This is a genomic window from Paenibacillus wuxiensis (assembly GCF_040195695.1).
Classification (GTDB): domain Bacteria; phylum Bacillota; class Bacilli; order Paenibacillales; family Paenibacillaceae; genus Paenibacillus_B; species Paenibacillus_B suaedae.
Genome location: NZ_JBEFZI010000002.1, coordinates 419,783 through 440,360 on the forward strand (window position 1 = coordinate 419,783; position 20,578 = coordinate 440,360).

The following is a 20,578-nucleotide window of genomic DNA, read 5'->3' on the forward strand; positions in this document are numbered from 1 at the left end:
TTCTTGGCTTGTGATGGCAAGGTACTCAGGGATCATTAACATTCAAGGAATTATGTCAAAAAGCGGTTGACCCGATCTGCATACTTCGCCCGACTATCTTGGTATTCGGCATAAAGCCGGTTGTTCACAACTGTGCTGTTGCCGAAGAAGAAGCGTTCATAGACAGACTGCCTCCCGCCGAATGAGCTGACGCTCAGCTCCCATGCCAATCGCGCCAACTGCACGCTCTTCTTGGCATCCAGATCAATACCCTTCATGTAACGATCTAGCTGATCGCGAATATCGGTGTTGAAGTCCCTCTCTTGTGGAATCATAATTAAATTGCTGGCGCCGATCAATTGGATGATTTCAATGATACGAGGATACATCTTCTGATAATATACATTGGCGGCAATAAGCGGCTTGCGATTAGGAAGCATACTGCCCCATCTGTCCTTAGCTGCTCCCTTCTCGGCTGCAAGTTGGAATGCCTTGAGCGTCTCCACGGCTACAATAACTTCTGTAACCTTTTCAATAATATGTTCATGGTTATTAATCCCTGTGGCTTCGACCAGCATTTCGATCGTACCGAGCATGAACTCCGTTTTTGCAATGTTTTTGCAAATGATTTGAGTACCCGCATAAACGTGGAAATGACTTTCCGTCATGAGCCGAGACGCCATCCTCTCGTCCCCGCATACAAATACCCGATCCCATGGGACAGTAACATCATCGAACACGACAAGCGTATCCATCTCTTCAAATCGGGAACTAAGCGGGTAATCATAGGAAGAATCGCCTGCTGAGAAGCTTTCTCTGCATATAAAACGGATGCCCTCTAGGTTACTTGGAACCGCAAATACGAATGAATAAGGATTGTCTTCCGTTTCAGTCCAAGAGAAAGGAGTTGGATATACGAGTATTTCATCTGAGGTTGCTCCCTGTGTATCCAATAGAAACGCCCCGCGAACAACGATCCCATCCTTATTTTTATCCACGATACGGGCAGCTTCCGGTTCTTTGAAGGTACGGAGAAAGGTAGATATTCTAGCTGCCTTAGGCTGAATGAATACATGAGAGAGAGTGATATCGTTCTCGCGGCAATACTCATAATACCGTTTCAAGTTGGATGCATACGCAGGATATTCTTCTTCAAGTACCCCCGCAGCAGATGCATAGGCCATAATGGCTGTGTTCATATAATCGGGAGCACGACCGAGGAATCCGTGATGGACACTCGCCCATGTCTCCATCATGGTTCTCCGCTGTACGAGATCCTTCATCGTCCTCGGCTGCATGTAGGAAAGACCTACTGGATCGCCTGTTGAGGGGGAAGAATATACGAGGCGTCCCTTCAATTCCTCGGCAACCTGCATGTCATACATGTTCGCTTGTGTAGCCACAAGTCCCTTGAAGGCTTCGTGTTCGGAAATTTCCCCACTTACCCTCCTCCCTGCGATTCTAACATCGGGGAGATTGTTGTTAATCCGTTTTATATATTCCTTGCCGCTCTTCACGGGCATTGAATCCGCCTCCATCGCCGCTGCGTTGTTATGGATACATTATTCCATACAGGGCGAATTGGAAATGGGCGAACACCCGAAGCACAAGCCATATTGGCAAGTATCAATAACAATCCCAATTCAAATACCACTCATCGTCTGTCGTGGATCGGTATATATACATGTTCCGTTGTCACCGATCATGAACCGCGGCTTCTCTTCAGATGGAATCTGCATGACGAATTCAAATTCCTCCATGGATTCAGGACATTGGATATAAGCGGGATAACCGTGTCGTACCAGGTCATATATATGAACTTTTCAATGGAGGTTAATACTAATGTCCTGACATATTTACCCTTATATGTTAGTATAGTACAGAGAATAAGAATAACATATGATGAATCCCACATTACACATCTTACATACTTCTGCATTCGAACTAAGGAGTAAAGGGGCTGTGCATTCATGACACAAAAAGGGTATATTCCGGCTATGAAGTTCCATTGGTTAACCCCTATATATGATCCGGTGTTAAAATGGGGGATGAAAGAGAACAAGTTCAAGACCCATTTGGTTCAGCAAGGGAATGTGAAGCCAGCTCAACGTATTCTCGATTTGGCTTGTGGAACGGGCACATTGACGTTAATGTTGAAGCAAACGCAGGGGGAAGCTGAAATTGTAGGGCTTGATGCTGATCCAGAAATATTGGCGATTGCGAAGAATAAGGCAGTACAGAATAAGGTGGATATTGAGTTTCAGCAAGGAATGTCCACGGATCTCCCTTTTCCAGATGCCCATTTGGATCACGTTTTTTCAAGTCTTTTTTTCCACCATCTGACCCTCGATATGAAGCGTCGAACGATAGAAGAGCTGCATCGCACCTTGCGTCCTGGCGGGACGATTAACATCATTGATTTTGATAAACCGCAAAACAGTTTGATGCGTCTTGCCTTTTACCCGATTCAATGGCTGGATGGCTTCACAACGACCCGGGATCATGTCCACGGTATTCTTCCTGAATTGTACCAGGAATGTGGATTTGAGAATGTGGAGCAAACCGGTCAGTTTGCGACCATATTCGGTACGCTGCGCTCCTATCGTGCACAGAAGCCGTCAGTTTAATGGCCTCAACTTATTTCCACAACATGTATGAAAATTGATCTAATCTCCTCTATTGAAAAAGAAGTATTCATTCTATCACATTCCCATGTTAAATCGACTCCTTCGAATCAGAGGCTATGTACAAGGATGACCAATTGTTTGATTCTATTTCTTCTTACTTTACTATAAGGAGGCTTTCTATGAAAAAGATGATCGATAAGAGAGTATTCATGCTAGCAATTGTGATAGTAACCGTTCTTGTATCTCCTCTTACTGCCTTTGCTGCTTTAACTTCCCCATCGTTAACGGTTAGTTCTTCGAATGCAGCTTGTGCCTTGAGCTGGAATGCGATTAGTGGAGCTACAGGGTATGATATCTATCGCAACGGCAATTGGTATAAATGGACAAATACGTTGTCCTACTCTGATACGGGATTGACCAATGGATCAACCTATACGTATGCGGTTGCTGCGCAAAATGACAAGACTAGTCCGGTAGAGACATCCCCGCATAGCGCCAGCAAAGCTTGCACGCCAACCGCCTCAGGCGGCAGCACATTGCCAGCTCCTACTTTATCGGTAAGTGCATCGAATGGAACCTGCAGCTTAAGCTGGAATGCTATCAATGGCGCTACAGGCTACGACGTCTATCGCAACGGCGATTGGTATAAATGGATCAGCGCTTTGTCCTTTTCCGATACAGGGTTGACGAACGGAACAACCTATACGTATACGGTTGCCGCGCAAAATGACACGACAACTCCCGTTACTTCTTCCCCGCAAAGCTCCAGTAAAACTTGCAAGCCTGTTTCTGGAGGTACTGGTGGCGGCTTTGTCGTTACCGAGGCTCAATTCAATCAAATGTTCCCTAACCGCAATCCATTCTATACTTATTCTGGTTTAGTATCCGCTCTGTCCTCCTACCCTGCCTTTGCCAATACAGGAAGCGACGCACTCAAAAAACAAGAGGCAGCAGCTTTTCTAGGAAATGTAGCCCAAGAAACGGGACATTTAAAATACATCGTTGAGTTGGATACGGCAAATTATCCGTTTTATTGCAATAACAATAATGTTCAGTATCCATGTGCTCCTGGAAAGCAGTACTATGGAAGAGGCCCGCTCCAAATAAGCTGGAACTACAACTATGGTGCTGCTGGCGCTGCATTGGGACTTCCGCTTCTGACCAATCCAGATTTGGTCGCGCAGGATTCCTCGGTAGCATGGAAAACAGCCTTGTGGTTCTGGAACACACAGAACGGAGCAGGGACTATGACTCCGCATAATGCAATTGTCAACGGAGCAGGCTACGGGGAGACCATTCGTTCCATTAACGGGACACAGGAATGTAACGGCTCAAATCCAGCGGCGGTTGAAAATCGGGTCAACTTCTTTACGATCTTCGCTAATTTGCTCGGTATCTCAACGGGAAACAATCTCAGGTGTTAGATTTGGAACTGATGTGCATAACAAACTTTTCTTCAAACAGGTACGGAACGGCCATATTAAATGAACTTAGTCAGTCTGTGTTCATGTACAAAAAAACGACTCCGTGGTAACAGAGTCGTTTTTTTTACATATTCAATTAAAATACTTTTGTCGTCCAAGATTCACAGTTCCATGTCTCTGTCACGATATCGCGATAGAATTCAGGTTCGTGGGAAATAAGCAGAACGCTGCCTTTGTACGCTTTAAGGGCACGCTTCAACTCTTCCTTCGCATCGACATCCAAGTGGTTCGTCGGCTCATCGAGTACGAGCAAGTTTGTCTCCACGTTAATGAGCTTGCACAAGCGAACTTTCGCCTTTTCCCCACCACTTAGCACCGCAATTTTACTTTCGATATGCTTCGTTGTCAGTCCGCATTTCGCCAGTGCTGCACGAACTTCGAATTGTGTAAAGGAAGGGAACTCTTTCCAGATCTCTTCGATACATGTATTGTAATTCGCGTCTTTGACTTCCTGTTCGAAGTACCCGATGTCCAGGTTGTCACCTTTCTCTACAGAGCCCGAGATTGCAGGAATTTCGCCCAAGATGCTGCGAAGCAATGTCGTCTTACCGATACCGTTCGCACCGACGAAGGCGATCTTTTGGCCGCGCTCCATACGGAGGTTCAATGGACGGGACAATGGCTCATTGTAACCAATAACCAAGTCTTTTGTCTCGAATACAAGCTTGCTGGAAGCGCGGGAATCCTTGAAGTTGAACTGCGGCTTCGGCTTCTCCTTCGCTAGTTCAATCACTTCCATCTTGTCGAGCTTCTTCTGACGGGACATCGCCATGTTGCGTGTCGCGACGCTTGCTTTATTGCGTGCAACGAAGTCTTTCAGGTCAGCAATTTCCTGCTGTTGGCGCTTATAGGCAGATTCCAGCTGCTGCTTCTTCATTTCATAGACTTCCTGGAACTTGTCATAGTCGCCCACGTAGCGGTTAAGCTCCTGGTTCTCCATATGGTAGATCAGGTTAATAACGCTATTCAAGAACGGAATATCGTGCGAGATGAGAATGAACGCATTCTCGTACGCTAGCAGATAACGCTTCAGCCATTCGATATGCTGTTCATCCAAATAGTTCGTAGGCTCGTCCAAGAGCAGGATGTCTGGCTTCTCAAGCAATAGCTTTGCGAGCAGCACCTTTGTACGCTGACCGCCACTCAAGTCATGTACGTCTTTGTCCAGGCCAATATCAACCAAGCCAAGTCCTCGAGCAGTCTCCTCGACCTTCGCATCGATCAAGTAGAAGTCTTGATTCGTAAGTGTGTCTTGAATCGTACCGACTTCCTCTAGAAGCTTCTCCAGTTCCTCCGGCGTTACGTCACCCATTTTGCCATACATGTCGTTCATTTCTTGTTCCATATCAAATAAATATTGGAACGCGCTTCTCAATACATCACGAATTGTCAAACCTTTGCTAAGTACGGCATGCTGATCGAGGTAGCCGACGCGCACGCGCTTGGACCATTCAACCTTGCCTTCATCCGGCTGTAGTTTGCCAGTAATAATATTCATAAAAGTGGACTTGCCTTCTCCATTGGCGCCAATCAGTCCAATGTGCTCGCCCTTGAGCAGGCGGAAGGATACGTCCTTGAAGATCGCACGGTCTCCAAAGCCGTGGCTGAGTCGTTCTACGTTTAATATGCTCATTCATGACACCTTTTCTTATAGTCTTTGTACTCGATATATTATAAACGTTATCGAGCTTAAAAGTAAGCGTAAAATAGGTTTCTTCAATTTTAAAGAATGTATTGTGCCTTTTTGCCGATATTTGCATGAAATTGATTGTTGCTAGCGTATATTGTATAAGCATGTTTGTTCATTTGACAACAGTTCGTCTTCTCCTATAAAATGAATGATAGTCAGTCATTTGTGATCGAGTTAGAGGAGGTCATACTCATCGAAGACAAAAAGGAACGTATTGTTCGTGCGGCTATCGAAGTATTGTGCAGCAAAGGCATCGAAAAGACGAAGGTATCTGATATCGTGAAGGGAGCCGGGATTGCACAGGGCACATTTTATCTTTACTTCCCTTCTAAGCTGGCTGTCATGCCTTCTATTGCAGAAGTCATGGTGCAGAAGATTATAGAAGCGCTCCAGAGCTCAGTAGATCAGGATGCCCCATTTCGGGATCAGATCAAGTCCTTTATTGCAACGGTATTCCAGCTTCATCATGATGGCCGAGAGCAACTAGCGCTGCTGTATGCAGGATTAGCCTCCAGTGAGCATCTTAAGGAATGGGAATCCATTTATAAGCCTTATTATGACTGGGTTACTGCACTGCTCGATAGGGCTCAAGCTAACGGATCAATCCGGAAATCGCTCAACACTGCTAGAACGGCGCGAATTGTGATTGGGGCCATTGAATCCGCAGCTGAGCAAGTGTATCTGTTCGATCAAGCGGATGAATCAGAAATACAAGCGCAAGCGGAGGAAGTATACGCCTTCGTCACTCACGCACTAGGGATTCAGGTCCTGTAGCACAAGGGCCTATCTTTTTGTCTACAAAATGACTGAATGTCATTCATATTAAGAGAGGTGTTATCATGAATCGTTCATGGATGTATGTGATGCTCACTTGCCTGTTCGAGCTGCTGTGGGTATGCGGTTTTAATATGGCCTCATCGTGGTGGCATTGGGCCATTATTCTCGGAATTATTGCTGTTGATTTTCATTTCTTGGCTAAGGCTTGTGAGAAGCTACCTACCGGTACCGTATATGCGATCTTCGCAGGTGCAGGGACAGTCGGTACGGCACTGATGGATGTATTGTTCTTCGGCGGGAGTCTTAGCATCGGCAAAATTGGTTTTATGATTGTGCTTGTTGCAGGCGTAATTGGACTTAAATTGGCAGATCAAGCTGCCACGGATCATAAACAGAAAGGAGTTGCATAACGATGGGATGGCTGTTTGTTTTCCTAGCGGCAATGTGTGAAATGGTCGGTGTAGTCGGGCTTAAGAAGTATTCCCAGCATAAAACGCTGCAAAATGGAGTGATCTTCTTGGGTGGATTCGGAGCTTCCTTCGCCCTACTCTATACTTCATTCCTATATCTTCAGGTTAGTGTCAGCTATGCAGTATGGGTCGGCATTGGTACTGCTGGAGCCGTGCTTCTCAATATGATTTTCTTCGGTGAAAGCAAAAGCCCAGCACGTATCGTGAGCCTCATCGCCATTATTATTGGGGTTACGGGTCTGAAAGCTTTGTCCTGATGAGCTATGCGTGCTTTCTATGCACGCTGTGCTTCGCAGGAATGCTGAACGCATAACTGAGGACACAGCTGAAAAGATAACAGCCGCCAAATTGAACTTGGCGGCTTATTTAAATGCTTAACTACGTTTACATTAAATGCAATTTGCGATCCGAGAGATGGAAGTGTACATCTGCGGCATGCTCCACGAACTTCTTGTCATGAGACACGAAGATGATCGTTCCCTCATATGCGGCAATGAACCGCTCCAATGCTTCTATAGCATGAATATCTAAAAAGTTGGTCGGCTCGTCCAACAATAGTATGTTATATTCCCCTAGGAATAGCTGGCACAGCTGGAGACGAATCGCTTCCCCACCGCTTAAGGATCGGACACTCTTCTGAATGTCAGTCCCGACGAACTGCATAGCATGCAGCACACCTCGCAAAAAACCTTCCTCATAGTCGGAACGATTTTTGACGAATTGCAGCACGGACTCATTGCTTGTATATTGATAACTCATTTGACAGAACCAGCCTATTTTCGCTTTTGGGGAAATGGTTAAGCCTGCCCCCGCATTTGCTATTTGTGCTAACAGAGAGCTTTTTCCGCTTCCATTTGCACCCGTAATCGCTATTTTCTTCCCCAGAGGGAGCTGGAAATTTACATCTTTAAGTAATACAGTGTCACCCAATTGGAGCGTGAGTCTGTCTGCCATAATGGGAAACTTATTGTGCAATTCTGCTGTTTTCGCTTGGCGAAACACGATCTGTCTCTCTTCCTGCACGGCCTCTATTTCTTGAAGCTTTTCCATACGATGTTCAATAGCGCGAGCGGCACGATGGACTGCTTTTTGACTGGTGCCTTTCGATTTGGTTTCGAACATGCGGTTTGCCAATGCCTTCGACTCTCTCTTAGACATACTGCCTGCTTGCGCAATCTTTTCGGCTTTCTTCATTTTCTCTTGTGCAGCTTTTTCTAGGCGGTTTTTCTCCTTGATAAACTGCTCGTGTGCTTGCATCTGCTGTTCGCGCTCCAGGCGCTTCGCCTCGACGTAATCGCTGTAGTTCCCTGAATACACACGCACCTTGCCTTCATGCACTTCCCAAATCGTAGTGACGAGCTCATCCAGTACGGCACGATCATGACTGATCAGGACAAGCGCTCCGTAGTAATAGCGAAGCTCATCGAGCAGGAACGCAATGCCCGCTTGATCTAAATGGGTTGTTGGCTCATCGATGAGCAGTGCTTCATAATAATGAGTCAGCATGTGCGCTAGTTTCAGCCTTGTCTGCTCCCCGCCGCTTAAACCCTCAGTACGATTCGGAACCGCCAATCTGCCTAGTAACGCTGGATCTGCTTCAGCATCTGCAGGCGCCTCCATTTGCTCAAACAAGCCATACTCGACATGCCGCTTCACGTTCCCGCTCGTGGGTTGAACAGTACCTGCAATCAACCTCAGAAGCGTGCTCTTCCCTGCCCCGTTCTTGCCAACGATGCCAATGCGGTCAAACTGATGTACAGCTAACCGGGCAATCTTGAGTATCTCTTTATCTAAATACGTCATTTCGACGTTTTCGAGTTCAAAACAAATATGTTCCATCTATTTGCTACCTCCGAAATATCATCATTTCGTATCGATAGCCATAGGAATGGTTACGATACGAGCTTCTATCTGGTTAAGAAGAAGCCCGTATTAATAGAACAATAAAAACTGCATGTATCTTCCCTCCTGCCTCGCGTAAAAGCATGGGAGCCTATTTGACTCCATTCCAATCATATAGCAGTTGGTTCGCTGCATCAATCATTCTTACCAGGTACCTTGCTCGTTCATGATTGCCTCGGCAAAGGCTACCTTTTGGACAAGGGCAGTATATTCCTCAGGTGTCGAACCGTCTTCTACACACCAACACATTCCCATTGTCGTTTCTACATATAGGCATTTCCTTATGACATCGTTCGGAATCGCAAGCTTCTTCGTGAGAACACCTATGATTTCGTCTATTTTCTCATATAAGTTCTCCGTAATGCTTTCCTCGAACTCATTTAATATAAATCGAGGAATATCGAATACAGGATCGCCGATTACACCCTTCGGGTCGATGATCACGTATTCCCCATTGCTGCCGAGCAGCATATTATCATGATGAAGATCACCATGCAGCAGCAGATTTTGTGAATACGTTGAAGCTATGGTCAAGCATATTTCTCTTGCTCGTTGCATGTGTCTAGATAATTCAGGGCAATCTTGACGCTGACTCATGTAATCTGTTATCCGTTCTACCCAACCGATATAGGTTGGGAACTTTTCTCCTTCAACAGCCGCGATATGTATATTCGAATATAAGGAACAGAACACATCTAATCTTCGTTGTAACGAATGCTCGTCCCGCAAGGTAGTACCCGGCTGCAAACGTTCTAATAGTAAAACGCCATTTTTTATATCCGCCTCATATACCTTGCAGAATCGCTGCCCCTTATATTGTAGCAATGTCGTAACTTCCGTCCAAATCGTTTCCGATGGTTGTCCTATTTTAAGTATCGCATGCCCAAATTGTTCCGAGAAGCAAGTGAACACTACGTTTGCTGAGAAGGATGGAATCAGCTGCAATGAAGACAACGACCACTTCTCGGCATAATCATCGAGATGGCGCAGCATCTGTTCATAAAATGTATTTCCAAATCGATTCACGATAGTTTCGATTTGCTCCTGCGTAAATATGCTAGATTGGAACTCCATATCCATTCCCTCCATTGTTTAAATAGCTTTTTATCCATTTTCAAGTAAATAAAAAGCTGCCCCACTAATTCATTCAGGACAGCTTTGATTGCTTTGTTGTTACGCTTTTAATTGTTGCTAACGGTTGCGGCTGGTTCTATCTTCGTCTGATACAACTTTTTCGCAAGCAGTGTTTGCAGAATAACGAACACGCCGCCTACACACCAATACATCGGTATGACTGCGGGAGTGATCAGGGAAAACACGGTCATCATAATGGGAGATAAGTAACCCATAAATGCAAACTGCTTGCTCTGCATCGGATCCATGCCGATTTGTGTAGCCTTATATTGAAAGAAGTAGATGATCCCAACGAGCAGTGGGAGCACAATGTCTGGTCGTCCGAGTTGGAACCATAGGAACGAGTGTGCAGCTACTTCCGGTGTGAACTTAATGGCATAATACAATCCGGACAAGATAGGCAGCTGGATAAGCAGCGGCAAGCAGCCCATTGCCAGCGGATTCACCTGATGCTTCTGATACAATTGCATCATCTCTTGCTGCATCTTTGCTTTTGATTCCGCATCCTTCTTATCCTTATATGCGTCTTGAAGAAGCTTCAACTCTGGCTGCAAAACGTCCATCTTCTGTTTCATCTTCTGCTGATTGCGATACTGTCTCATCATGAGCGGCATCAGCGCTAATCGTACGAGCAGTGTGAGCAAAATCAATGCCAGACCATAGCTTCCACCGAAAAATGCCGCAAAATGTTGAATCAGATACACAAACGGATACACAATGTAATGATTAAAAAAGCCTGGGGTATTAGCATCAACGGTGGCATTAGCCCCGCTTACCCCGCATCCGCTTAACAGCACTAGAAGCACCAGTGCCCCGATTAGAATGAACTTTCGCTTGTAGGTGAATACATTGAACTGCTCCATAATCGTCCTCCTTGATTGGGTAACGTTCTAATTCCAATCAAGGAACGGCAGTCTCCTGAATCTCCATCCGGCGCTTCTTTTCGCTTCACGCTTCTGGTTAGCCAGTGATGTATCTCTGTCCGACCGACGATCCGTTCCTGATGAGGAACAATCGCGACTCGGCCTCTGTATGCAGGGACTAAGAAGCGATCGACTGCGACATACAGATGTGCAACGTAAGCATACGTCAGTGAGCATATTAGACCGATCGAGATCAAATACGGAATCAAATCAGAAGACATCAGATCCTGGAGTTCCAACAGCAATGCATTCACCTCCCTTTTTTGCAGTTAACAATAGTATCACATATCTCAAATGGTGAGACAAGTTTCATTTATAGGAAAAATCAAACAGTTGGATTCAAACCCGAAAACGAGTATGAATCTCAAAAACAGGCGGAATCATCTTCTTTTTATGATCGAATCATCATCGGTACATTTGCTTACCACCTGTTGAATTATAAAAAAAGCCCTGCTTAGAGCAGAGCTTTTGTACATGAAGTGCATATTGTGATTTGATGATCAGGTCATCAATCGCCATGTAACGCCGCCAAGATTTCTTAGAATGGAATACGTTCCGAATGAATCTTGTAACCATGCTCTTCAGCCCATGAGACGAGTCCATTCCAGAACTGTTCGCACGCATCAATAATTCGATCCGGTTCAGACAACTGACCAGACATGACCATATTGGCGACCGCGTCATAGCCATCTGGGCGCTCTGGCAGCTCTAATGATTCTGGAAGTACCCTAGCTCCTGTCGAATATAGCTTCCGATTGTAAAGACCGATTAACATGGCGCCGTATTTGGCAAAATGCATAGCTAAGTAAGGAAGATAGCTTTGTGTGCCGGTTCGATTTGCATTCCGGAGCTTTCCAATGAATTCATACATTTCTCCCACGAGCACTTCATGAATTGCATTCGAGAAATCCACACTTGAGGGTAATTGTGCCGCTTCCTTCAGCTTAGAAAAAAATCCATCTGGATCATAGAGGCTGAGCGGTGAGAAGAACGGCCCGTGTGTTAATGGCCAGTCCCCTTCCACTGTGGCGGCATCGTTCAGAACCACACTTGCACTTCGTACATTCACTTCGGCCTTCCAAGGCCCGGATGACCATTCGTAACTGAAGTCTATCTCTTCATCTGCGTTCTTCAGCACACAGAACATCTCAATGTCCGAATAAGGACCGTCCGTGCCTCGGGATACGGAGCCGTACACTCCGATTGCAATAATTTGCTCGCCATATACCTTCTGCAAGCGGTCGGCAAGTTCACAACAGGTTGCCAGTCTTTCTTGTCTTGAAATTTCAACTGGTCCATTCATGGTCATTTGTGTATCTCTCCCTTAGTTTGTGTAATTGGAATGAGTGGATACAGATTCATGAATGGAGGGCCACGGGCTTAACGAGGGACTTTCTTCGCGTGCATAGGAGCTCCTCCTCTTACTCTTATTGATTGTCATGAAATAAATGATCTTCCTCTATCTTATCAATCCGCCTGGAAAAATATAAGGACTCGACGTGACATAATTACCCTATACCTGATTAAATATTCGCTCTCCTGCTAGGAATGGCACACAATGATCTACACAAAGTTTAGGCATTTTCTCCCGCATCCAATTATGTACAGACTCATTCCCCATTTGAAACGCATAATATCCGATAATCGAAATCAGCATCATGCCTTCGATTAGAACAAGCTCGTCCACAGCAATGTTCGCAGTTCCGTAATATCCCTCTAGGAATATGTCTCTGTGTGCTGCGGGAGCCATCATCGCCCCCATGGCGATGTCTGTCCAATCGTATCCCGGGCCAAAGAATCCGAAGTCAATGAAGCTTAATTGTCCTTCAGGAGAGATAATCATATTACCAAAACCTAAATCACCGTGAATAAGTCCCCATCTATCCGTATCGGTTCCGATTTGCTCAAGTTTATCGTTGATAAGATGGATGCATTTCTCGATAATCACGACATCAGAAGACGCAAATAAACCGAGTTCCAACCCTGTATGTATGGTTCGAATCAAGCCTACATTATACGCAATCCCTTGCTCGGGTCTATTCTTAACGTGAACTTGCGGATACTGACGGTAAAATTCATGCAGTTCAGCAACTTGGGAACCGAGCAGTTTGACCAATTCTGGCTTCTGAACGTCTTCTTTCTGAAGATCCCTGCCTTCCAGCCATGTTAGAACCGAACAGTTCAATCGCTGCCCTTCATGTTCGATGACGGTAATCAATTCCCCATCTCGATTGCGCAGCGGCGATTGCACCAGCAGGCTGCTCTCCTTCGCCAAGGCTTCCAGCATGAGCAGTTCACCTAGCAAACCTTCATAAGTATGTTGCAAGCCTGTCATACTTTCTTTAAACGGCTGATGAATACGTAGGACATAAGTTCTGCCGTCAGCGTCGCTCACTTTATATGTCCGATTCTCATTATGCCTCAGGAAAGTGATTTCAGGCTTATGGAAGCGAAAACAGTGTAGAATGTGATGAAATTGTTCATCTGTCATCTTCAATTTCCTCTCATCGATGAATATGTAGACATGTCCAAAATACTATATAGCCAGTCTACTTCCTAATGTTGGGATTGTCTACAACACTATGAATATCCAAAGATGTTTATAGCACGGTTATCATTATTATTGCTCGCTTAAACTAGATAAATTGCTCCCCTTCTCACCTTTTCATAAAGGAGGATCGGGCAAGCGCCCTCAGCTCCATGTTACGTGTCACATGCTGAAGACGTTTGCCCATATCGACGTGTATGCATGAGGGGGCTAAGCGATTAACAGATTATCCAGAAACAGCATGCTGCATTGCTCCATACGAGCATACTTTATGCAGCTAGTAATGCTTCGAAATGGTGGAACATCTGCTTATAATCCCGCTGCTTCTGTTTATAACGCATCTGATTCGACCTAGAGTACATATTTAATACAGGAACGAGATCCTGTTCTCCCTGCACAAGTCTCAATACCTCATTGACTTCTCCATTGACAAATGCAATAGCGAGTGCCCGTATGTGGCTTTGAGCTTCCACATTGTCTGGCAGGGCCGCTTCTTCCATGTATTCATCTTCCTTCACATCAAGCAGCACCTTCCGTGCTCGATGATATGCAGCCTTCACCGCCCCTTCCGTTGTCTTCAGCTTATTTGCAGTGTCAGCAACAGAATACCCGAGTACGCTGCGCATAAGGAGGACGGTTCTTTGCAGAGGAGACAAGTGTGTCATCATATATTGGAAGGCGGCTTCGATGTCAATTGTACTATTCTCTTGTATAGGATCATTGTGTTCTTCAGATTGAAGCTGCTGCTTTACCAGAATTTGATCCAATCGATGTCTTCGGCGTACTTGGTCAATCCAAGCATTCTTGGCTGTACGCAGCAGCAGCGCTTCAGGGTTGTTGTGTTCTATCTCCTTGTTACGGGCTAGAATCTTGACCCACGTATCCTGTACGAGATCCTCAGAATCCCATTTGGAATGTGTGAGAGAGAGGCAATATCTGTTCAGTACGTCGTTCAACTGCTTCAGATTAGGTTGTTCGACGCTCTGCACTTGATCTAGATTGGTCATCCTTCACAGTCAACTCCTTCATTCGCTCGTTCTCGCTTTCACTTCATCAGCCTTCTTCATGCCTAACATGAATCATTCATGCGGCAATTATGGTTTATCTTCTTATCAGTAAACGAATGAAGCATGCATTGCGTTACGCAACCTTGTGAAAAAAACTTTTGTCCTCTGAACCGTATCTTCTGCTGCGATCCATTCGTTTTCTGGATATTCCACAGTGGAAAAACAGAGGAGGTATTACCATGTCCAACTATATCCCATATGTTGTTGAGCAAACGAGTCGAGGCGAACGCTCCTACGACATCTATTCCCGATTGTTGAAGGATCGAATTGTTTTTGTCGGTTCTGAAATTAATGATAGTCTGGCCAATAGTGTTGTTGCGCAGCTCCTTCTTCTTGCAGCGGAGGATTCAGACAAAGACATTTATATGTACATCAATAGTCCAGGAGGCTCGGTCACTGCAGGATTTGGCATCTATGACACAATGCAATACATTAAGCCGCAGGTTCATACCATCTGTACAGGATTAGCCGCCTCCTATGGCTCGATTCTGCTGTTAGCAGGAGCCAAGGGCAAGCGCTTTGCACTACCCAATAGCGAAATCATGATTCACCAACCCCATGGAGGCGCTCAAGGACAGGCAAGCGACATTGCCATCAGCGCCAAACGCATTCTCAAGATGCGCGAGAGACTTGTGCAATTAATGGCTGGCCATACTGGTCAGCCCGCCGAACGAATTGAGAAAGACATGGATCGCGACTACTTTATGACTGCAGAAGAAGCGCTGGAATATGGGATTATTGACAAGATACTCAAGTAGTACGTGACATGAGCGATCAAGCTGCTATCCAAGTGCATTAGTCAGCTTGATCGCTTAAGATCTGCTTTCTTTATTAAATCTAGCCAATCGGCATGCTTGTAATTCCTCCAATTGCACTTTATCAATAATTTCCTTAGCAGCGAGTCAGCTGATAAGCGAAGCTAATATGATGGCGGAATGCATGACGGCAAGATACAACCCCTTCTTAGATTCGTGATATCCGATTATCGGATACCCATCCCCGGGCAGGCCTCATGCCAACCTCGATGCTTCTTAGATGAAGCTCTTCCCCACCTTTTATCGTGTGGCGATGCGTCTCATAAGCGCGATGGACAAGTTTCGTTGGAAATGAATTCCTATGAACTTATTATAGGAATCATGCATGTAAGCAGTCAACGGATGGACTACGAGGCGAATCGAATGATGAAACTTGACCTAGTCTTACAAATTCGTAATGATATTGAAAGCTTGATCGATAGGTAGATCCAGGGTCTTATTGTATGATTTATGTATAAGAACAAGACATGAACAATTACTACTAGAGGTGAACATAAATGAAAGAAAACAAAGTTATATCTGCATTTTCGTACTGGAGCGTTCTTTTTGCGCCTATCTTATTCCCTGTTTTAGCCTGGATTGTTGGAGATTCGGTAACAAGAAGCCATGCCAAACGTGCGCTATGGACTCACCTTATTCCAAGTATCGCGGTCATTATTGCGGTAATGTTGTTTGGCTTAATTGGGGTTAGTGTACGCGACATTGGCGTCGCATGGGGAATCGGTGCAATTATCGCATTTTGTGTATGCGGAGCGATAAGCGTGTACTACTTTGTATGGAATATTATCAAAGGGATTCAGGTTATCAATTCTTAATTCATTACAATCTGATTCTTCTTCCCTGTATGACTTGAAATTATATACGCCACACAAAGGTACCTCTTTCGAAATGGATTAGAGGTACTTTTTGTGGCGTATCCTATTTATATTCAAATTATAGCATTTTCCTTAATTCTCTACAGATTTCCCCGACATTCATATTGGAATGAAGGCTCAGTCTGTATGAAATAACCATTTCTAACCCTAGCGACCCAGTTCTGGAACAACTCTTTCCATTCTACTGTTCCGAAGAAATCATTGAGCGGCTTCGTCGAATCCCATTCAATGATAAATATTTCTTTCGAGTTGTCGCAGTGGTCATCTTCAAACCCATGATTGCACAAAATTACCCCCCCTATCATTACAATTATATGAAATGATAATGAAAGATGACGCGGTCAACCAGCTAGAAATAGAGGTGAAATACGCCTGTTTTGTATGTGCTGTCCAGGTTCAAGACATAATTTCATTATTCTTTTTTCAAAATTATTAAGCAATAAGCCGTTATTTTCCGATAGATAACATGAAAGCAAATTACTTATTACATGCAAAATGATGGAGGGTTACATAGATGCGTATTGAATCTTATTATCGAATTCCGCCTACCGCGAAGCGATCCAAAGCACAATCTGAGCCGTTATTTGCGGACACAATGAAGGAAATTCAAAAGCAGGAATCAGATGAAAAAGAGAACAAAAAAGGAAAACTCGTAACGGCCCGTGAAGACGGCTATATTCGGCAATATCTCGTCAGACCAGACGGCAGCAAAGTATTGTTAGGCGAAACAAAACAGACTTTTGGTGAATTCATTGGCAATGCTGAGTCGTCCGTAGCTCAACAGCCGGTTAACAATCTATCCAGCAATTCCAGTCAAAATACGCAAGATATGATGGCATTATTGAATTTCTATGCTGGAGCAGTAATTACGTCACCAGTGAATCAACAGCAGCTATATGCTTTGAAGGATTAGAAGTGAATTCACAAACGAACAGAGGGATACTCACTCCCTCTGTTCAACTACTTCCCCATTTTCCATATGGAACTACAATTTATGGTTTCATCACTCATTTCCACTTTACCCTATAATGCTTTCCATTCCTGTTGTTTTCTCTTCCTCTTATTACAAACAATTGATCTGCTAGGAACAGGCTACCGGGTTGACGGGAATAATGGCGCCCTATACAATGTAGAGAATTACAACCGTATACTTCTTCGTATAACTTTGGAAATATGGTCCAATCGTCTCTACCGAGCTGCCGTAAACAGTTTGACTACGAGGAAAAGAATGCTTGCTATGTGGGATCGGATTGAGCGCTAACTCTTCTATCTATCATGGACAGGCTGTTCTTGCTCCTTACCGTCAAACTTTAGTTATCAGAACTAAAGTTTTTTGTATTTATATGGGTGCTTTATCCCCACACTATTCATACAACGAGAAAAGGAATGTGATTTCGAATGAATTGGAGCAAGCAGCATTGGAACAATCGAATTGCCGCGGCGGGCAGAATGAAGCCTGCTGATCTTGTCATCACGAACGGAAAGATCGTTGACGTCTTCAATCTAGAAATTATGGAAGGTGATGTCGCGATTGTAGATGGCATTATCATAGGAATTGGCGGCAGCTATGAAGGAGATCGCGTCATCGATGCGAAAGGCCGCTATATTGCACCCTCTTTCATCGATACGCACGTTCACATTGAATCTGCTATGGTTACGCCATCCGAATTCGCTCGTGTTGTACTTCCGCATGGAGTAACGACGGTCATTACAGATCCCCACGAGATTGCAAATGTTGCGGGAGCGGATGGCATTCAATATATGCTCGATGCCTCTGAAAATCTGCCGCTGGACGTCTTTGTCATGCTCCCATCGTGTGTCCCTTGTACGCCATTCGAGCATGCCGGAGCGAAGCTGGATGCTGCCAGTCTGGAACCCTTCTACACTCACCCACGCGTCCTAGGATTGGCGGAAGTGATGGATTACCCTTCTGTACGCCGTGGTGATGCGGATATGGTGGACAAGTTGTTATCATCGCATCGGCACGGCAAGCTGATTGACGGCCATGGTGCTGGATTAGATGAAGAAGCTATCAATGTGTACCGAGCTGTAGGCATTCGCAATGACCATGAATGTGTGACAGCTGAGGAAGCAAAGGCAAGACTGCGCAGAGGCATGTATGTCATGCTGCGGGAGGGATCGGTTGCGAAGGATGTTGAGGCCCTCATCCCGGCTGTTACGGCGAGCAATGCCCGTCGCTGTGTGTTCTGTACCGACGATAAGCACTTGGATGAGCTGCTCCATGAGGGCAGCGTTGATCATAATGCACGCCTTGCTATTCGATACGGTCTTGATCCGCTGCAAGCGATTCAGATGGCTTCTCTGAATGCAGCTGAATGCTTCGGCTTGCATGCGAAGGGTGCGATCGCCCCAGGGTACGAGGCAGATCTGTTATTGTTGGATGACCTGCAGGAACTGACGATTGCTCAGGTGTACAAAGGCGGAAGCTTAGTCGGCGAGAATGGCCAGTATACAGGGCCGAAGATCCAAGCAGCTGATATCCCTGCCCCTTTATTGAAGACCGTACATCTGTCTGAAATTACGGAGCATGATCTGCAAATTGAACTGGGTGAAACAGAACGACACTGCCACATTATCGGCATTAATCCGAATAGTCTAATCACGACACATCTTATTGAGGAAGTAGACTTAGCGAATGGGTACTTCTGCCCTTCTACCAAGAAGGATCAATTGAAGATCGCTGTGTTCGAGCGACATCACCATACTGGCTGTGTTGGACTAGGCATTGTGAAGGGATTTGGCATACAATCCGGAGCGATTGCCTCTACCGTAGCACATGATTCGCACAATTTAGTTGTAGCCGGAAGCAACGATCAGGATATGCTGACAGCTGTTCAGGCGCTGCGTGACTTAGAGGGCGGCTTGGTTGTAGTAAGCCAGGGCGAAGTCCTCGCTTCGATCGAGCTTCCGCTGGCAGGATTGATGGCGAAGGGCAAATACACGGAGGTACTTGATCGTATGGAACGTCTCAATGATGCATTGGCACACATTGGCGCTTCACAGGAGTTCAATCCTTTTGTCACCTTGTCATTCCTCTGCTTGCCGGTAATTCCGGAACTGAAGCTGACCGATATGGGCTTGTTCGATTTTGCTAGCTTTACGCATATTCCAGTGTCCGCTCATTCATAAATCAATCTGATATCACCCTCACGTTTTCGACCTGCAAATAAAAGAATGGATGCTGCTCAATCACATAAGGAGGAGCAATATGTTGCGAAGAAAGTTAATCGCTGAAATCGCGGATCGAATCGTAGATTTGAGATTAGACCATCCGATTCGTGTGGGGATTAGTGGAATCACTGCATCTAGGAAGACAACACTTGCAAATGAGCTAGCTGAGGAACTTCAATGTAGGCAGAGGCGCGTGATTACGCGGATATCATTGTGGACAATAACGATACTAGCAATCCTTACGTGGTTGCATGAACCGAAGAGGGCAGCTCTCGTGTGTAGAATGAGGCCGCCCTCTTCGATTTATTTATGAAGCTCGTAATAGATCTCTTCTGCCTGTTGGAAATCAACATTATTTTTATCTAAATCGGCATATTTATGAGCGATCACGAACCCGCATTGCTCAACGATGCTGTCGAATTCATTCGGTTGATACAGTCTTAAATGAAAATCCTCGTATTCGGTACGCACATGTTTATTATCGATATACAACTCGTAGGAAATCATCGAGTACAAAATTTGTTGATCCGTATCGTAAGCATGCTTGCTTCGTAGGGCTACTTCTACGGAGTCCTTACCTACCCTCCTGCCTTCCTCGAACGCTGCCAATTCGAATTGCTGTTGATTAATGCTAGTTTGTCCAAATCCACGATAAGAAAGGTCGGATTCAACACTTAACACGATGCGACCTGTCGGAGTTAGACAATTCTTCATAACTTGGAGAGCCTTGATTACCTCGTCCCGTTCCGTTAATAAGGAAAATGATCCGGCTGCAATAAAGATTAAATCATACTTCGCAATCGACGTATCAAAGTTGTTGAAATCACATATATCAATACGTGTACTGAAGCCTAATGATGTGAGCTTCTCTATACATCTATGTATCATAGCCGCAGACAAATCGAATCCATCGATCTGATAACCTTGTTCAAGAAATGGGACTAGAAAACGGCCTGACCCGCACATAGGCTCTAATATTCTCATAGTCTTATCGGCATAAGACATCCAGAAGTCCATTTGTTCCTTCGGTGCCTCTGGCTTATCCAAATCGTAAAATAAGGAGCATAACTCTCCATAATATTGCTTCTCCATACT

20 protein-coding genes and 1 riboswitch are annotated in these 20,578 nt (G+C 45.1%); of the genes, 9 read left to right on the forward strand and 11 right to left on the reverse strand.

The genetic code is table 11. The features are described from left to right. Positions 1-50: 50 nt before the first annotated feature. Positions 51-1,502, reverse strand: a complete 1,452-nt coding sequence (locus tag ABN764_RS05210) for a 4-hydroxyphenylacetate 3-hydroxylase family protein (RefSeq protein WP_446671169.1) — start codon at positions 1,500-1,502, stop codon at positions 51-53. 447 nt (positions 1,503-1,949) lie between these two features. On the opposite strand from ABN764_RS05210, the gene ABN764_RS05215 reads away from it, so the two are divergent. Continuing rightward, the gene (locus tag ABN764_RS05215) at positions 1,950-2,606 is read left to right on the forward strand and encodes a class I SAM-dependent methyltransferase (protein ID WP_174810668.1); all 657 of its coding nucleotides are present in this window, start codon (positions 1,950-1,952) and stop codon (positions 2,604-2,606) included. A 179-nt stretch (positions 2,607-2,785) separates the two neighbouring features. After that, on the forward strand, positions 2,786-4,030 hold the full coding sequence (locus ABN764_RS05220) for a glycoside hydrolase family 19 protein (RefSeq protein WP_072729509.1): 1,245 nt from the start codon (positions 2,786-2,788) through the stop codon (positions 4,028-4,030). 136 nt (positions 4,031-4,166) lie between these two features. On the opposite strand, the gene ABN764_RS05225 is transcribed toward ABN764_RS05220, so the two are convergent. Beyond that, entirely contained in the window at positions 4,167-5,723 is a 1,557-nt protein-coding gene (locus ABN764_RS05225) for an ABC-F family ATP-binding cassette domain-containing protein (protein WP_072729510.1), read from the reverse strand. A 249-nt stretch (positions 5,724-5,972) separates the two neighbouring features. Between ABN764_RS05225 and ABN764_RS05230 the strand changes: the two genes are divergently transcribed. From ABN764_RS05230 to ABN764_RS05240, 3 genes are all read left to right on the forward strand, one after another. After that, the gene (locus ABN764_RS05230; RefSeq protein ID WP_072729637.1) at positions 5,973-6,554 is read left to right on the forward strand and encodes a TetR/AcrR family transcriptional regulator; all 582 of its coding nucleotides are present in this window, start codon (positions 5,973-5,975) and stop codon (positions 6,552-6,554) included. A 65-nt stretch (positions 6,555-6,619) separates the two neighbouring features. After that, positions 6,620-6,967 carry a DMT family transporter gene (locus ABN764_RS05235; RefSeq protein ID WP_446671170.1) on the forward strand — a complete coding sequence of 116 codons (348 nt, stop codon included), beginning with the start codon at positions 6,620-6,622 and terminating at the stop codon, positions 6,965-6,967. Between the two features lie 2 nt (positions 6,968-6,969). Then, entirely contained in the window at positions 6,970-7,284 is a 315-nt protein-coding gene (locus tag ABN764_RS05240) for a DMT family transporter (RefSeq protein ID WP_021255599.1), read from the forward strand. A gap of 127 nt (positions 7,285-7,411) precedes the next feature. Here ABN764_RS05240 and ABN764_RS05245 read toward each other — a convergent pair whose 3' ends face one another. The 7 genes from ABN764_RS05245 to ABN764_RS05275 form a co-directional block, all read right to left on the reverse strand. Then, positions 7,412-8,866, reverse strand: a complete 1,455-nt coding sequence (locus tag ABN764_RS05245) for an Msr family ABC-F type ribosomal protection protein (protein WP_446671171.1) — start codon at positions 8,864-8,866, stop codon at positions 7,412-7,414. Between the two features lie 207 nt (positions 8,867-9,073). Beyond that, entirely contained in the window at positions 9,074-10,003 is a 930-nt protein-coding gene (locus tag ABN764_RS05250; RefSeq protein WP_446671172.1) for an aminoglycoside phosphotransferase family protein, read from the reverse strand. A gap of 107 nt (positions 10,004-10,110) precedes the next feature. Further along, complete coding sequence (gene yidC / locus ABN764_RS05255; protein ID WP_446671173.1) at positions 10,111-10,926, reverse strand: membrane protein insertase YidC; 816 nt, start codon at positions 10,924-10,926, stop codon at positions 10,111-10,113. Continuing rightward, positions 10,881-11,231 (reverse strand): hypothetical protein, encoded by a 351-nt coding sequence (locus ABN764_RS05260; RefSeq protein ID WP_021255595.1) that lies wholly within the window; start codon positions 11,229-11,231, stop codon positions 10,881-10,883. The genes yidC and ABN764_RS05260 overlap by 46 nt, the downstream gene beginning before the upstream one ends. Before the next feature lie 293 nt (positions 11,232-11,524). Further along, the gene (locus tag ABN764_RS05265) at positions 11,525-12,295 is read right to left on the reverse strand and encodes an ANT(4')-I family aminoglycoside nucleotidyltransferase (protein WP_446671174.1); all 771 of its coding nucleotides are present in this window, start codon (positions 12,293-12,295) and stop codon (positions 11,525-11,527) included. Between the two features lie 204 nt (positions 12,296-12,499). Beyond that, the gene (locus tag ABN764_RS05270) at positions 12,500-13,477 is read right to left on the reverse strand and encodes a phosphotransferase enzyme family protein (RefSeq protein WP_446671175.1); all 978 of its coding nucleotides are present in this window, start codon (positions 13,475-13,477) and stop codon (positions 12,500-12,502) included. A gap of 326 nt (positions 13,478-13,803) precedes the next feature. Further along, positions 13,804-14,541 carry an RNA polymerase sigma factor gene (locus ABN764_RS05275; protein ID WP_142542149.1) on the reverse strand — a complete coding sequence of 246 codons (738 nt, stop codon included), beginning with the start codon at positions 14,539-14,541 and terminating at the stop codon, positions 13,804-13,806. A gap of 239 nt (positions 14,542-14,780) precedes the next feature. On the opposite strand from ABN764_RS05275, the gene clpP reads away from it, so the two are divergent. Beyond that, on the forward strand, positions 14,781-15,359 hold the full coding sequence (clpP, locus tag ABN764_RS05280; RefSeq protein WP_065291791.1) for an ATP-dependent Clp endopeptidase proteolytic subunit ClpP: 579 nt from the start codon (positions 14,781-14,783) through the stop codon (positions 15,357-15,359). 554 nt (positions 15,360-15,913) lie between these two features. Then, positions 15,914-16,231 carry a magnetosome magnetite crystal formation protein family gene (locus ABN764_RS05285; protein ID WP_072729521.1) on the forward strand — a complete coding sequence of 106 codons (318 nt, stop codon included), beginning with the start codon at positions 15,914-15,916 and terminating at the stop codon, positions 16,229-16,231. Positions 16,232-16,371: 140 nt separating this feature from the next. On the opposite strand, the gene ABN764_RS05290 is transcribed toward ABN764_RS05285, so the two are convergent. Beyond that, complete coding sequence (locus ABN764_RS05290) at positions 16,372-16,578, reverse strand: hypothetical protein (protein ID WP_446671176.1); 207 nt, start codon at positions 16,576-16,578, stop codon at positions 16,372-16,374. 227 nt (positions 16,579-16,805) lie between these two features. Between ABN764_RS05290 and ABN764_RS05295 the strand changes: the two genes are divergently transcribed. Together ABN764_RS05295 and ade are read left to right on the forward strand one after the other, a co-directional pair. Further along, positions 16,806-17,204, forward strand: a complete 399-nt coding sequence (locus ABN764_RS05295) for a hypothetical protein (RefSeq protein WP_446671177.1) — start codon at positions 16,806-16,808, stop codon at positions 17,202-17,204. 222 nt (positions 17,205-17,426) lie between these two features. Then, positions 17,427-17,528: riboswitch (purine riboswitch) on the forward strand. Positions 17,529-17,689: 161 nt separating this feature from the next. Further along, complete coding sequence (ade, locus tag ABN764_RS05300) at positions 17,690-19,441, forward strand: adenine deaminase (RefSeq protein ID WP_446671178.1); 1,752 nt, start codon at positions 17,690-17,692, stop codon at positions 19,439-19,441. Positions 19,442-19,786: 345 nt separating this feature from the next. Here the strand turns inward: ade and ABN764_RS05305 are convergent, their stop codons facing one another. After that, the gene (locus ABN764_RS05305; protein ID WP_446671179.1) at positions 19,787-20,575 is read right to left on the reverse strand and encodes a class I SAM-dependent methyltransferase; all 789 of its coding nucleotides are present in this window, start codon (positions 20,573-20,575) and stop codon (positions 19,787-19,789) included. Positions 20,576-20,578: the final 3 nt, after the last annotated feature.

What these genes read in the sequence shown, in the direction of transcription:
- ABN764_RS05295 (WP_446671177.1), top strand. Translation starts at nt 16,806, where the DNA reads ATGCGTATTGAATCTTATTATCGAATTCCGCCTACCGCGAAGCGATCC.
- clpP (WP_065291791.1), top strand. Translation starts at nt 14,781, where the DNA reads ATGTCCAACTATATCCCATATGTTGTTGAGCAAACGAGTCGAGGCGAA.
- ABN764_RS05225 (WP_072729510.1), bottom strand. Translation starts at nt 5,723, where the DNA reads ATGAGCATATTAAACGTAGAACGACTCAGCCACGGCTTTGGAGACCGT.
- ade (WP_446671178.1), top strand. Translation starts at nt 17,690, where the DNA reads ATGAATTGGAGCAAGCAGCATTGGAACAATCGAATTGCCGCGGCGGGC.
- yidC (WP_446671173.1), bottom strand. Translation starts at nt 10,926, where the DNA reads ATGGAGCAGTTCAATGTATTCACCTACAAGCGAAAGTTCATTCTAATC.
- ABN764_RS05270 (WP_446671175.1), bottom strand. Translation starts at nt 13,477, where the DNA reads ATGACAGATGAACAATTTCATCACATTCTACACTGTTTTCGCTTCCAT.
- ABN764_RS05285 (WP_072729521.1), top strand. Translation starts at nt 15,914, where the DNA reads ATGAAAGAAAACAAAGTTATATCTGCATTTTCGTACTGGAGCGTTCTT.
- ABN764_RS05235 (WP_446671170.1), top strand. Translation starts at nt 6,620, where the DNA reads ATGAATCGTTCATGGATGTATGTGATGCTCACTTGCCTGTTCGAGCTG.
- ABN764_RS05275 (WP_142542149.1), bottom strand. Translation starts at nt 14,541, where the DNA reads ATGACCAATCTAGATCAAGTGCAGAGCGTCGAACAACCTAATCTGAAG.
- ABN764_RS05265 (WP_446671174.1), bottom strand. Translation starts at nt 12,295, where the DNA reads ATGACCATGAATGGACCAGTTGAAATTTCAAGACAAGAAAGACTGGCA.
- ABN764_RS05220 (WP_072729509.1), top strand. Translation starts at nt 2,786, where the DNA reads ATGAAAAAGATGATCGATAAGAGAGTATTCATGCTAGCAATTGTGATA.
- ABN764_RS05215 (WP_174810668.1), top strand. Translation starts at nt 1,950, where the DNA reads ATGACACAAAAAGGGTATATTCCGGCTATGAAGTTCCATTGGTTAACC.
- ABN764_RS05245 (WP_446671171.1), bottom strand. Translation starts at nt 8,866, where the DNA reads ATGGAACATATTTGTTTTGAACTCGAAAACGTCGAAATGACGTATTTA.
- ABN764_RS05240 (WP_021255599.1), top strand. Translation starts at nt 6,970, where the DNA reads ATGGGATGGCTGTTTGTTTTCCTAGCGGCAATGTGTGAAATGGTCGGT.
- ABN764_RS05250 (WP_446671172.1), bottom strand. Translation starts at nt 10,003, where the DNA reads ATGGAGTTCCAATCTAGCATATTTACGCAGGAGCAAATCGAAACTATC.
- ABN764_RS05210 (WP_446671169.1), bottom strand. Translation starts at nt 1,502, where the DNA reads ATGCCCGTGAAGAGCGGCAAGGAATATATAAAACGGATTAACAACAAT.
- ABN764_RS05305 (WP_446671179.1), bottom strand. Translation starts at nt 20,575, where the DNA reads ATGGAGAAGCAATATTATGGAGAGTTATGCTCCTTATTTTACGATTTG.